The 13,884-nt window shown below is 41.1% G+C and carries 15 protein-coding genes; all 15 read left to right on the top strand.

The window, feature by feature from the left end:
* The first annotated feature begins 306 nt into the window (after positions 1–306).
* The 15 genes from GI364_RS17620 (at position 307) to GI364_RS17550 (ending at position 13,875) form a co-directional block, all read left to right on the top strand.
* Entirely contained in the window at positions 307–648 is a 342-nt protein-coding gene (locus GI364_RS17620) for a helix-turn-helix domain-containing protein (protein ID WP_198850537.1), read from the top strand.
* An 80-nt stretch (positions 649–728) separates the two neighbouring features.
* Positions 729–1,385 (top strand): hypothetical protein, encoded by a 657-nt coding sequence (locus tag GI364_RS17615; protein ID WP_198850536.1) that lies wholly within the window; start codon positions 729–731, stop codon positions 1,383–1,385.
* Positions 1,386–1,558: 173 nt separating this feature from the next.
* Positions 1,559–1,975: a TIR domain-containing protein gene (locus GI364_RS17610; protein WP_198850535.1), complete on the top strand. Its 417-nt coding sequence runs from the start codon at positions 1,559–1,561 to the stop codon at positions 1,973–1,975.
* Between the two features lie 10 nt (positions 1,976–1,985).
* Complete coding sequence (locus GI364_RS17605; protein WP_198850534.1) at positions 1,986–2,933, top strand: caspase family protein; 948 nt, start codon at positions 1,986–1,988, stop codon at positions 2,931–2,933.
* A gap of 18 nt (positions 2,934–2,951) precedes the next feature.
* Entirely contained in the window at positions 2,952–3,911 is a 960-nt protein-coding gene (locus tag GI364_RS17600; protein WP_370541794.1) for an MvdC/MvdD family ATP grasp protein, read from the top strand.
* On the top strand, positions 3,901–4,509 hold the full coding sequence (locus GI364_RS17595; RefSeq protein WP_198850532.1) for a hypothetical protein: 609 nt from the start codon (positions 3,901–3,903) through the stop codon (positions 4,507–4,509). The genes GI364_RS17600 and GI364_RS17595 overlap by 11 nt, the downstream gene beginning before the upstream one ends.
* Positions 4,509–4,859, top strand: coding sequence for a hypothetical protein (locus GI364_RS17590; protein WP_198850531.1), 351 nt, complete (start codon positions 4,509–4,511; stop codon positions 4,857–4,859). Before GI364_RS17595 ends, GI364_RS17590 begins: the two co-directional genes overlap by 1 nt.
* Before the next feature lie 570 nt (positions 4,860–5,429).
* The gene (locus GI364_RS17585; protein WP_198850530.1) at positions 5,430–6,113 is read left to right on the top strand and encodes a hypothetical protein; all 684 of its coding nucleotides are present in this window, start codon (positions 5,430–5,432) and stop codon (positions 6,111–6,113) included.
* A 30-nt stretch (positions 6,114–6,143) separates the two neighbouring features.
* The gene (locus GI364_RS17580) at positions 6,144–7,289 is read left to right on the top strand and encodes a helix-turn-helix domain-containing protein (protein ID WP_198850529.1); all 1,146 of its coding nucleotides are present in this window, start codon (positions 6,144–6,146) and stop codon (positions 7,287–7,289) included.
* A 95-nt stretch (positions 7,290–7,384) separates the two neighbouring features.
* On the top strand, positions 7,385–8,749 hold the full coding sequence (locus GI364_RS17575) for a serine/threonine-protein kinase (protein ID WP_198850528.1): 1,365 nt from the start codon (positions 7,385–7,387) through the stop codon (positions 8,747–8,749).
* Between the two features lie 546 nt (positions 8,750–9,295).
* Entirely contained in the window at positions 9,296–9,589 is a 294-nt protein-coding gene (locus GI364_RS17570) for an ArsR/SmtB family transcription factor (protein ID WP_198850527.1), read from the top strand.
* Positions 9,590–9,947: 358 nt separating this feature from the next.
* Complete coding sequence (locus GI364_RS17565) at positions 9,948–11,462, top strand: recombinase family protein (protein WP_198850526.1); 1,515 nt, start codon at positions 9,948–9,950, stop codon at positions 11,460–11,462.
* Positions 11,463–11,550: 88 nt separating this feature from the next.
* Positions 11,551–12,945: a recombinase family protein gene (locus GI364_RS17560; RefSeq protein WP_370541867.1), complete on the top strand. Its 1,395-nt coding sequence runs from the start codon at positions 11,551–11,553 to the stop codon at positions 12,943–12,945.
* A 100-nt stretch (positions 12,946–13,045) separates the two neighbouring features.
* Positions 13,046–13,303 (top strand): hypothetical protein, encoded by a 258-nt coding sequence (locus GI364_RS17555; protein ID WP_198850524.1) that lies wholly within the window; start codon positions 13,046–13,048, stop codon positions 13,301–13,303.
* A gap of 92 nt (positions 13,304–13,395) precedes the next feature.
* Positions 13,396–13,875 (top strand): PIN domain-containing protein, encoded by a 480-nt coding sequence (locus GI364_RS17550; RefSeq protein WP_198850523.1) that lies wholly within the window; start codon positions 13,396–13,398, stop codon positions 13,873–13,875.
* Positions 13,876–13,884 lie beyond the last annotated feature (9 nt).

Genomic DNA, 13,884 nt, shown 5'->3' with positions numbered 1-13,884 from the left:
TCTAAAATTCCGTTGAATTATCGTGCCCCGTTCGGTTCAACACCGTACTATGCAAGACCTTACCCAGTGCTAATCTTCTCTTAACCTAATGTATGTAATTTCATTAGTCATTCCACATGGTGGCTTAGCCCACAGCATGTAATTAACGGAATTTACATGTGTCATTACCCTCAGGTAAGCATATCATCTCCTAAGACAATCACGCGTTCACTACGGTACAACAATCAATTGATGGTAAGTATATAGTAGTCATTTCGAACGTAAGCATGTTATGAAGGCGTATTTATTCATAACGAGGTGACCGTAATGTTGTATACAACCCAACAGGCGCTTGAGATATTACAAGAGCACGGGATTACAAGTTCTCGCCAGCAGGTAACCAAGTGGATTCGACAAGGTAAGCTAAATGCAATTCCATTCGAAAAAAACAAGCCACAAATTGGTTATCGAATTGAAGAAAAAGAGCTGGATAAATTCATCGAAGATAGGAGAACCACACGGTTCGATATGTATGAGCGCATTCGTCTGCTAGAAGAAGAAAACGATACTCTTCGACAACAACTTGCTGAGCTGACCAAGCCTAAAAAGAGAGGGCGCCCTCCAGGATTAAAATCAAAGAAAAATGACAACGTTCAGAAAGGGCATTGAAACTTCTGAGTGTGATTTGAACTATAGTGTTTGACCTACTTTGGCATTGCAGTAACGTGCCTAATAAAGGAAGTGATGCAATGAAAAAGCAGCATCTAGGAGCATGGCTTGTCTATCATCCAACCCGTAAAACTTCAGCTTTTGGAAATATATTAGTCTACCATGATTCACTATCTGGGAATCAAGACCCTTATGTGTGGAATGAACATTTTCTACATACGACATGTCACATGGCACAGATGTCCCCGCAAATCGGTGATATTATTTTATGGGTGTCTGGCGCTTTGGATGGTGAACAAAGTGGTTTTCCTGACTTCACCGCATTGTTTTGTGACCTCGTATTTATCGTTAAGGAGAAACTTTACTGGGAAGATTCGAATCACATTAGAATGACGGATTCTATTGTGGACTCCGAATATGCATACAATGAGCACTATAAATTATGCGCTCATGACCATCCCTATAAACGAAGAAGGCGGTTCACGCTGAAAGCAGATGATAAGTTGAGTTTTCAGCCACAACACTCGGACTCTAAATTACCCGACATTGTGCCGCATTTGTCTAGAGAAGGTTATCGAATTGATGTTCTTCGCCAACATTTGGTGGCAAATCGGGGCTCGCGTCCGATGCAAATTAGAAAGTCAACTGCCGAATTCGTTATAGCACAGTTGAAGAACGAATGTTCGCTCCTATTGAAAGGAGAAAATTTGCAACGAATGAGAAACGGGAGGCGCTAACTCGTGTTTGGAAATAAGGCGGTTTCTTTCCACCATCCGTAACATGAACCGCTTTCCTTCTATAGCACCAATTGTAAGAATTTTAAGTCTAGTATTTATTTAATGGATGATTGTGGTAAAATGTTGGAGGATAGATCCTTTCTGGGCAATGTATTCAATATGGGAGGGAAATTATGAGTAAACGTTACAATCTTTTCATCAGTCACTCGTGGGCATATGGGGAACAATACAATGGACTAGTTAGGTTACTTGACACTGCGAATAGATTTGAGTATCGCAATTACTCAGTTCCTAAAGATGATCCCGTACATAATGCAAAGAACGACAGGCAGCTATACAACGCTATTAAGGCTCAAGTAAGTTACGGTCATGTTGTAATCATATTAGCGGGTGTCTACAGTAGTTACAGTAAATGGATTAACAAAGAGATAGATATTGCAAAGCACGGATTTACCAATTCAAAACCTATTTTAGCTATTCAGCCTTGGGGAGCAGAGCGTACGTCAACCGTAGTAAAGAATTCAGCGGATCGGATAGTTAAATGGAATACGAACTCCATTATTTCCGCAATTAGAGATTTATCAAGGTAGGTGTCGCGATATGAGGCGTGCATTGGTTGTAGGAATTAATGATTACCCCCAAGCACCGTTACATGGATGTATCAGCGATGCAACGCAGATGGAAATTGTCTTAGAAAAGCACGGAGACGGATCTCCTAATTTTCAGGTGAAGCGCCTTACCAGTGACGAGACTCAAATAACCCGTGGATCGTTGAAGACATCGATTCGACGTTTATTCGCGGATCGCGTTGAGACTGCACTTTTGTATTTTTCAGGGCATGGATTTATTAATGCACTAGGAGGGTACCTCGTGACACCTGACTTTATGAGAGGGGACGAGGGAATTTCCATGGATGAAATCTTAAATATGGCGAATCAGTCTAATGCTACTGATAAGATCATCATACTGGACTGTTGCTACTCGGGGGCTTTCGGCTCACCCACTATTACCGAAGGGAAAATCGCCCAAATTGCGGAAGGAGTAACCGTACTCACTGCCTCTCGTGGGGATGAATCCGCTGTAGAGCAAGAAGGTGAGGGCGTGTTTACCTCACTCTTAGTGGATGCGCTTCAAGGTGGTGCTTCTGATTTGAGGGGTTCTATTACTCCTGGTTCATTGTACGCGTATGTGGACGAGGCACTCGGTGCGTGGGACCAACGTCCTATATTCAAGACAAACGTTAGTCGCTTTACTGAACTTCGTAAGGTTACGCCTCCCATTCCCGTGGAGGTGTTGCGCCGTATTACCCACCATTTCGCAGTCCCCGCAGAAGTATTTCGTCTTGACCCGAGCTATGAATACACCACAGGCGGAGCGATTGAAGAACATACAGCAGTTTTTAAGGACTTGCAAAAATACGAGTCCGTTGGATTAGTAAAACCTGTGGATGAAGAGCACATGTACTGGGCGGCAATAAATTCCACAGGCTGTAGGTTGACCGCAATTGGATACCAGTATTGGAGACTAGTGAAGGAAGGACGCATTTGACAAGCGAAGGTGACTAACATGATTTTGATTTATTCAAATTCCCAAGACTTTACCGTAGACTATTTCATTCTTTACCTGGAAGCACGTCATATACCCTTTCTTCGTATAAACACGGATCAATACCCATCTTCATTTGATATCTCATTCGGAGTCCGTAAGTGCGAGATCCATGGGTCCATTACGGGTCAGGCAGGGGTTGTACCGTTGTCAGAAGTAACGAGCGTTTGGTACCGAAAGCCTGTATTCAAACGCACAATTTTTGATAATCCCGAAATGAATAGCTACGTTGAAATTGAGGTCGAGGCAGCACTTGAAGGGGTGCTACGATGTTTACCAGCAAATTTTGTAAGTCATCCCAAGGCAATTTATCACGCCGAATATAAGTTGGTCCAGCTCCAAGAGGCTCTTCGATGCGGTTTTCAAGTGCCTGACACCCTACTGACATCAGATTATAGTCAAGGAAAAGAATTTCTGGATACTTACGTTCGCAGCATTACCAAACCGCTTCGAAGAGGGAGACTAATTAAAGATTCGACAGTGACTTTATTTTATACTACGGAGTTGAGCCAGAATCAACTTGAGAGACACCAGGACTCATTGAAAGTAACCCCTGCTTACATTCAGAAGAGGATTGACAAACAGTATGATTTAAGAGTAACAGTCTTCGGTCATACCGTCTTTTGCGTTGCGATTCATTCCCAAGAGCAAGAGGATACAAAGCTTGATTGGCGCCGCAAACAAGAAGATTTAAAAGAGACCGTCTTTGACTTACCTCAACATATAGTAGATAAATGCATTAATTTAGTTAAAAGTTTAGACTTGCAATATGGCGCTATCGATTTGATTCTGGACACTGAGGGTAACTATTACTTCTTAGAGATTAATCCAACAGGACAATGGGCATGGATGGAACAAGAACTCGATTTACCTATGCGTGAAGCACTCTATCGAACGTTGGAGGGCAGCTATGCAAAATAAATTCCCGTGGGGGATTCGTACTGCTGAAAAGGATTACTTTGAAGATTCTAAGAAGAAGGCAATTGAAAAATACAATGCGATTGTAGCTCATATAAATGACTTGAATGACTTTGACCCAAAATGGATGCTTGAGCAGGTGAAATATCTCTATGACAAACAAATTACTCGTGGGCAGACTATTGAAGGCAAAGTTACGAGGATGTTTGGGGTACTTTCAATATCCTTTACTTTGCTTACGTTTCTATTCATTCAGATCCCATTTCATATGATTGCTGGACATAAATTTGCTTGCGAGTTGGACATACTCCAGATCGTCTTGGCATTATTGTTCTTCTATTCAATGTTCTCAACTCTGTACTTTTTGTTTAAGACGATGACAATGTACACGTATTCGAAGCCCAATGAAGAGTTTCTTACACTTGGGAGAGAGTCAACCGTAGAACTGATTAAAGATTTCACTTACGGTTGGTTGTATAATGAGACAGTAGATAATTTCAAAGGAGCACTTGTGGAACACACCATACGTTCTTTTAGTTGGACCATAATTTGGTTTATTGCTTGCGCGATTACAGAATTTCTCTTACGGGGGGTAAAATAATGAAGACCACCGATAATTCGCTACCATTATTAATGGAGTTATCACCTGAAGTTTTTACCATGGAATCGACTGAATCCATGCATTATCGATACAATTATGAGCGGCAATTGAATGTAATGATTGATTCAGGTGAAGCTGCTGTGTCAATCACCTCGATGGGCACTAAGACGCTCACTGAAACGGCTGAACCCACCGATGATGATGACCAACGCTCCATACCTCGTGCGCTCGGTACAGAAACATTCACAAAAACGTTTGAGGAAACGGACTCTGACTCTGACTTCACACAATACTTGGGGATGAAAAAGGGGACATACACGGGTTCAGGAACATCAGATTCTGAGCGTTAATTGAAAAGTGCCAAGGACGCAGTTATATGCCTCATGTCTTATAACGGAAAATCAAAATGACCGCGCGCGAGATCTCGTTCGGTCATTTTAGACAATATTTATTTTTAATCAGGTTATATTAGCCACTTCGACAATCAACCTGTTGCTCAGTATGTGAGATTGTCTACCATCCAGCAAATGTTTAACATGCTTCGTTGCATCCTTCATACAATTCCTGGTATTGGTCGTTCGAAAGTCCTCCTGTCGCCCATCAACAAAGTGTATAGCTGCGGAATGCGCATTTTTCCTTATAGCGTCTTCGGGATTTGAGAGATCCGCATTTAAATTCAGTGAAAACAGTTGTAGCCAATTGGTTTTGACCGCTAGATTTAAAATTCATAATCATTCACAACAAACAGGCACGCGCGGAGTCATGTGATGTTTCGCCTACGTTGAAGACTGTCCTCTAACACTCCTAATTATTAAGACAACTACGACTTTTGAAATTCGGATTTATTTTCAGTGGGACTTGACAAATGATATAAAAAGGTAAACAATAGCCTTGCAACTATTGGTAGAGGAGGTCTATTCGTGCAGTCATACGTGGAAGATTGCAAGCTACTCAATGAACAGCGCAATGTAATTCTACTGGGAATTAAGAAGGGAAAGGAACAGTTTCAGAGCATCAGGGATTTGTTGCCAGAATTCACAACGAGAACGTTCGCTCCACGTATGCAGTACGATTGCGTCAATACCCATGTGGAAAACGAAGTTCAACGTAACTCGCATTTGCAACTGAAGATTTTCAAACGAAGAGCGGGGTTTCATCCCTATCTTGTGATTCAAGACATGGTTCGTAATATTTTCATACTGGTATCAAAATTACCTAAAAGTAAATATATTTATGAACCCAGTGGATATCGTGGAGATTTTGCCTCTTCAAATATTAGCCGCTTAATGGGAATGGGCGCATCCTTTGATCAATTTGAGGATACAACAATCCAGAGTTCATTGCCACTTGGGACCGTATACCAACCGTTTGGTGTTATTGTAAGTTACGATGGTGATAGTGATACAGTCTATGAGGGTGCACTATACCCAGATCAGTCAGACTGGATTTACAAAGATGAAATCACGGATTCTATCGTTTCAAACACCGAGGAAATTGTACGTTTGCCAAGCTACCAAGTATCGGATATTGAAACACCGTTAAAGTCTTCTGTTTCAGATAGCGATATTGTAGTGAAGCTAAAGGACGATACGTCTTCATCTTAGAGTCAACTTAAAGATTAGGGGCAATCAACAATGAAAATAAAGAATGAGCAGCAATTTAATCCTCGACGTTTAAAGGAAGCACGGCTAGTTAGGGGGCTCAGTATTAGTGAACTAGCACACCAGATCGGCGTCTCCAAACAAGCAGTATCTCAATTTGAATTAGGTGAGTATACACCAAAATCAGAAACCATTATGGCGATCATGAACATCCTAAAATTCCCAAAAGACTTTTTCTACCGAGAATTTAAGCAGCAATATGTAGGAAATACGTTTTTTCGTGCTAATGCCACTGCTACAAAAAAGAGTAAAGAAATACAATTCAACAAATCCTTAGTAGCTGGTTATATCTATTCATATCTCTCTAATTTTATTGAGTTCCCTGAATTAAACTTGCCAGATACCATCCGCTATTCTGATACTGAGTGGGATGAGACCTCGATTGAGACGCTTGCTAGAGACCTACGTAGATACTGGGGTATCGGAGAGCAGCCAATCACCAACATCGTCCATCTTATGGAGCGAAATGGGATCATTGTATATTCTGTCGATACGGATAGTCGAAAGGTAGACGCCTTTTGCCAACAAAGAACAGGTCGCCCCTTCGTTTTTCTCGGGAATGATAAACAGTCTGCCTTTAGACGGCAATTTGACGGTGCACATGAATTGGGGCATGTATTAATGCACAAGGCAATTGATAATCAAGATATTCTTAGCCGAGTAGAGTTCAAAAGAATGGAAAGCCAAGCAAATCTATTCGCATCTTCATTCTTGCTTCCAAAAGAGGCATTTGCTAAGACAGTTACATCAACGACGTTACTACACTTTGTAGAATTAAAAAAATATTGGCATGTGTCCATCGCAGCAATGCTATACAGATGTTTGAATTTAGGCATTATTGATGATAGCAGATACACTTCTTTAGTTAAGCAGATGTCGATGAAGAAGATGCGGGTCAAGGAACCTCTGGATGATGTGTATCCCTTGCAGGAACCCGTTGTTCTAAAGAAGAGTATTCTAACTATGTTAGACAAGAATATTAAGAATGAATTGCAGTTGATTCAGGAGATAGCTGTTCCACAAGATCTTCTTGAGATGTTTTGTAACCTTGATGAAGGTAGACTTAATTACAAAGAACCTGAGCCGATGATTAACTTACGAAGTAATAATGTTTATTAGTTATGAAATATAAGAAAGAGGCTCTGCCCACTTATATGGGCTGAGACTCATACAACTTATTAGGTAAACAAAGATTTGGAGTGGACTAGCAAGTAATGAACTCACTAGAAAAATTGCTTGGACAACATGAACAAATTTGCAGCAAATACGATACCTTTCGTGAAATCGGTAGCGGCGCATATGGTACCGTATACGAATTGTATAATGGGCAAACAAGCTCCGAGATTGTATTAAAACGATATCTCCCCAGTGAAGATGAAAGAGATAGGAGACGTTTTCTTCGCGAAATTGATATCCTATTGGAGCTTAAAGACAATCCTCACGTTGTTGATATTCTAGAGTACTCCAAGGAATCAGATTTCCCCTGGTATACAATGCCTAAAGCAACAGCAACGTTACACGAATACGTAGAGAAATTGGTATTTGAATCTCATGAAGAAGAAATGTATCGAATTATTGAATCCGTGATGGATGCTTTAGAAGATGCACACGAAAGAGAGATTTTGCATCGAGATCTCGCCCCAAGCAATATTTTGATTTTTGAGGACGCTAGTCGAGAACTGGATGTGAAAGTTAGTGATTTTGGGCTCGGAAGAAACTTTTCTACAGGCTCAGCGCCTCTTTCTAAGACAGCCGATAATCGCTTAGGTCAAGCTGCGTTTACGGCACCAGAGCAGCTCTTCTCTATAAAGGACGCAAGTGTACGGTCAGACATCTATTCACTCGGTGCCTTGATTTCATTTATCTTCACACAAGGACAAGATCCGCGCTTCGTTAAACCAATGACGGGAATTCGGTTTGTGGTTAATGAATGCATGAAGAGAGAACCAATGAAGCGCCCCAACAGCGTTTTGGAAGTACGAAGGATTGTAGGTACCATTCGCGGAATGTCTACAGGAACTAAGGGGACAATTGAAGAGATCAAGACATCCTTTGAGGCAAATGGGACATTAAGTGACAAGGAACTTCTCGATTTAGGAGATCTACTTCTGAAGACCCGCAACTATGACTATGGGCGTAGTACGTATTTATCATATTTCCAACCCCTAATAAATATCCCGTTCAATCTACTTGAGTATTGGTTACAACATGCTGAACAGGATTTTATTAAAAAATTCGTAGACAACTATTGTGAGCAAATGACTCGAATTAGTCACCAAGTTGGTTGGTCCTTTTCCCTGATGTTAGAAATTGGAAACGTAATGTTTCTCACGTATAATAATTCGAACGACACAGATGTTCGAACTCAGATTTTATCCACCTTTATTGATATACAGCCTTCTTTTGGTGAATTATCAAAGGGACTGGAAAGAATGTTAACTGCACAATATTCAGATGAGCGACAGCTTCAAAATTTAGCCATGGTTCTACGAACTAAAAAAACTGTTGTAGCGCCGTTTTTCAGTAGAGTGGAAGAAAAAGTAAAGCATTACGCCTTTATTGAGATTTTTTCAGATTAATTTTCACGAATTCCGTTTCTTTTTTTAGTCATAACGTCCCTATAATTTTATTTAAATTTTCAGAAAGTATTTTATAGGGAGATGGAGATGCTTATGGTGCTTTCATCAATATTGTTCAGAGTTTCATAAAACACCTGTTTTATCTTTATGTTCATAATTGTGAAGATGTATATCAATTCAATACATGATGTAAGACCACTTAATGCTGTTCATCTATTTACAGAATTAGCTGGTTTATCGACAAATTATCTAGCCTTGTGACCCCATTATTTTTCTGATAATTGAAAATTTTGGAATTATAATACTCTCCTCTCTCTGTGAAAATTGACCTCTTACATGAAACCACGATAATCTTGTTTTGCCAACAGAGAAATTACTGCATGTAAACTCTTTTTGTAGTCTGTAGGTGTTCTAATCCACTCTTATATCTGTTCGACGATTGCGATTGAGGATGAATATGTAAACAGAGTAACGGGGACTAACCAAATAAAAAAGGGAAACAATAGTGATATATGAAAGCAAGCTGTTAATGGTGGTGCATACATAGTGAAATTTGTAGATTTAGCGAACATGTACAAAGCAATAGGAGACCCGACGCGGCTAAAGATAATTTCGCTGCTGAACACCCGTGATTGTTACGTGTCTGAGATTGTAGCGCTTTTTGACATTTCACAGCCAGCAATTTCTCGGCATTTGGCTCGCCTTAAGCAGGTGGGGCTTGTACGTGAAAGGCGCCATGGAATGTGGGTTTCTTACTCCCTCAATCATAATCTGATTCAGGAACTGGGAATATCCTTCAACGAATTACCCGACTTTTCACAAGAGCTAACAGAAATCTAGGAAGGCTTGGAGCAGTTCAATTTGTCTATTTTATACATAACGATATGTTTATATCCTTATAAGGAAGGTTATAATGGAAAACAGATTAGGAATGAAGTTTCAGAGCACACACGTTAAAAACAACATCAAGCTCATTATGAAAGCTTGGGAGCATTACAAATATAACAGCTGACTCAGGAGGAAGACTTGAAAAAGGCACAACAAAAACCGCAAATTTGTTCAATTAGTTACGTTCACGATCCTGACGCATGCCAGAGATGGGTCGAGGCTTATATCGAACTTGTTAAAGAAGCAGTTTTAAGCAATGTGGAAAATAAACGATGTGCACGTCATACCCTCGATACAGGGAGGGACAGTGATGAGGATAGTCGCTTATTATCGTAGCTCTACGGATTTACAGGAGCATTCAGTTGATATGCAGCGTACCATGGCGTTCAAGATGGCTCAGCAAAAGCTTTTGGTTATTGATGACCAATATCCTGATCCATCCACGTCAGCTAGGAAAAACAACATGAGAGACCGCCCTGAATTATGGCGTCTTATTTCGGATATAAAAAAGGGGCGGGTTCAGAATTTATTGGTGTATAAACGAGATCGTCTAGCACGAACTGCTAACGAGTACATGTATATTTATCGTTTGCTAAAAGAGCACCAAGTGAACGTCATTTTCACAGCTGATAATGAACATCCATTATCATATACGGCTGTTGGAGAGTTCTTTGAAGTCTTGATGGCAGGTGTTATCCAACGTGAAGGGGAACAAATCGCAAAACGTATACGGGATTCCAAGATATCGAAGTTTTTAAACAAACAATATGCGGGAAAAGTTCCATTTGGATATCACGTCGATAAAAAGGGCAAAGAAAGAATCGCAAAGACACCAGGAGACATTGAAATTGCGAGAGAGATCTATGACCTAGTACTCAGTGAGAAATTCGAGACTCTAAATGAAATCAAGAAATATTTTGACAGTATCGGGAGAAGTCGCACGGTTGTAAAAAAAGGAAAAGTTATTAAGGCGCGTTCATGGGAAGTCCAGGATCTGGAGCACATCTTAACGCACCCTCTCTATATGGGGAAACACATTATTTCTTTTGAAGGGGCAGGCGAATTCGAAGCACCGTATGAGAACGTCGCGATTGTTTCACTCGACGAGTGGGAAAAAGTCCAGCAACTTTTGCCATCGATGATAACAACACGGGCAAAGAATGAGAGTCCGTCTATAGATTATCATCTCACTGGACTGTTGTTCTGTGAAACATGTGGGCAGTCGTTAAGCACCAAGACTCGCACGCGGGACGGTGTGAAAGTTGGCATGTATGAATGTACAGACTCGTCCCATAGATGCCGTGTACGTAAGGACCATATTGAACATTTAGTGTTGCAACGAGCCAAGGTCTTGTTTAGTACATTCGTGAAGGCAAATATGGATGACCTTTTGAAGCGTTATGAAAAGTCCAATACGGAGCGACTAGAATCCAAAATGGATGAGCTCTCCAAAGAGATAGTGAGGCTCAAGTCATCGATGGTTAAACGTACCGATCAGTATTTGCGGGAATTAGACACCACGAAAAAAGAGTCACTTTCAAATAAGCTTATGACGATTTACGACGAGACAGATGCAGTACAGCAGGATTATGATGCGTTTGTTGACATCTTGGAGGAAGTCAAAACCTTGGTGGAGTCGCCTAAGCAACTTAGTGACGACATTGATGCCTTCCTTGATACCCTTCCAGCTCGCACTGCCGACGAACTGCGGACGCTTTTTCGTGACATTGTTTCACGAATAGATGTTGGTTCTCGTTGTATTGATATAACGTTCAAACATCCGTACGTAACCTCCAAGGAGGTGGTTACAGATGTCGCTACGTGATGTGATGAGTGGCAAACGTGGTGTGTTTTACGGACGCCATTCGACGGATAAACAGGAAATGGAAATGTAACGTCATGCTGCTAAACAAATCGTTGAGGAGTTTAATGGTGTTTTTCTGCCTGTAGAGTATCCAGACAAGGCAGTGTCGGCAACCAGAGTTCCGCTTAAAAAGCGAAAACATCTCCAGCGTCTTCTTGATGATGCGCATACCGACCAGTTTGACTTTGTTGTCACTTACAGTCGCGATCGACTCGCAAGAGATGCTTATGAACATCAGGTAATAAGAGACGAGATGCACGAGTTAGGTATTCCAATTGTTCTCGCATCAACGAGAAGTTTGTACGATTCTGGCGATCTCGTGATTGAGCTCATGCAAGATGGCTTAAGTCAATATGAGGTAGAACAAACCCGTGTTCGTACCCGTGACACAATGGCTTCTAGAATAGAACAGGGTGAGTGGGTTGGGCGAAAACCACCGTACGGGTACAAATTCAAAGATGGGGAGATTTCACAAGTCGCAGATGAAATCATTTTCGTTCGTGAAATTTTCAATCGATACCTTAAGGGAGAAGGTTTCTACCGTATCGCAAATTCCTTAGGTGGAAAGTGGAAGAAGGAAAAAGTAAAAGCGATTGTTACCAACCCCTTTTACGCAGGGTATCTGACAGCATTTAAAGGAAGACGCGGGTCTCATAGTTCCATTTCTGATCGAAGCGAATGGGTGGAGAGTAAAAAACTAGATATCATACCTGCCGTTATAACGAAAGAGGAATGGGAACGTTGCTGGAACTTGTTTGACCAGAGAAGAAAAGGACTGATTCCGCCGAGATTATACAACTCGAATTTTTTGTTAAAAGGGCTAGTGGCTTGTAAGGATTGCAGACATGAATTTCAGACTCTGAATCAAATGACGAGAAGCAGTACGGGGAAACGGTATGGAGATCGATACTATGCTTGTCATTGCCGCAAATTTCAGGCTAATGCTTTTGAAGACAACATTATTCAGGCATTGCTTGACGAAGTCAATCGGCGTTCGCTTGTTCCAGGCGGTACCAACGAGATTCTTAACGAAGTGCGTGACAGTCTAAAGAATGATATCAACATGATGAAAAGAGACATCAAGGCACTCCAGAAGCAGATTGAAGAAACAAAACAACGCATGGATGAAGCGGATGTTGAAATGCGAAATCTCTATCGCGACCGTGGAAAGAAAGAAAAGATGTTGTTTGTCCTTCAGCACTATCGCCTTGAGAAACGCGCTGATTGTAACAAGTGGGAACGGCAGATTGAGCAGTTGAATACGAAACTTCAATTTGTAGAGCAAATTGAAGTTAACAATCTTGAATGGGATCGGTTGTACGCCGATGTCTTGAAAGGGGACCGACAAGCACTGAGACGGTTCCTGGTTTTTCTTATTGAGATGATTGTTGTGGATGAGGACGGAAAAGTCGAGGAGTTTCGTGCGAGGGTGGATTTGAGATAGATTTAACTCCATCCTAAAACATGGGAGCCATTTTGAAGGATTAAAACTGGTAAGTAGGAATATACTAAGTAAGAGAAAAGTAACTAAAGGGGGGGAATCTATGGACAAACCTGGTAATGACAACTATAATGAATGTAAACATGAGGAGGATGAGGTGAACGACATGAGTCCAGTAGAAGAAATCGTAAAGTCCGATCGAACATTTGGACGCCGTACACCACCTAAGCACAAAATAACTGAAGAAGCCCGTAAGGCGTGGATTAGGACATCGGGAAGCCTTAAAGGAAAGGTTCCTCATGGGGATGACGACGAATCAGTATCAGAGTACATTACGCGTAAGCGGGAAGAGGAACGATAAATATAGTGACTAGAGGACATACGACTAGTCGCCCGTCGGGGGCGACTATGGTTTGTTTTAACAATGATAGCTTAGACCTGTCGGATGTAAACTTGTTTGTAGATGCAGGAATATTCATAGCACACTTTGACTCTGACGATGTGTGGCATGACGCGGTTGAGGATTTTTTCAACAGGCACGTCATTAATAACGCTGTTGAGCCGCCTGGTTTATTTACTACATACGATGTTATAAATGAGTATCTACATAGGATGACAGAAAATTATAAAGCTCGAAATCACATATCAACTCCAAGTACAATACGGAAGGACTATGCTGATAAGATAGTTGATCTTATTAATACGAAGTTGGTAGATCTTCTGGACCTTGATGCTACATCCGTTCATACTGCAATCGATTTATGGGGTGCATCTGAAAAATATGGAGCAAAAGATGTCTTTCATGCGGTTTGTGCCAATGATTGGGGTACTAATTTAATCACTACTGATTTTCGCTTGAAGAACAGTCTGGTGCAGGACCGTAACTTTCATCAGATGACTATATATGTTCCTGATTTTGCACTAAAGCGGTAGAGCGGCTCT

The sequence above is a fragment of the Alicyclobacillus sp. SO9 genome (genome assembly GCF_016406125.1).
Lineage (GTDB): Bacteria > Bacillota > Bacilli > Alicyclobacillales > Alicyclobacillaceae > SO9.
Note: the sequence above shows the minus strand (reverse complement) of the source record. Positions and strands in the feature narration are given on the sequence as shown.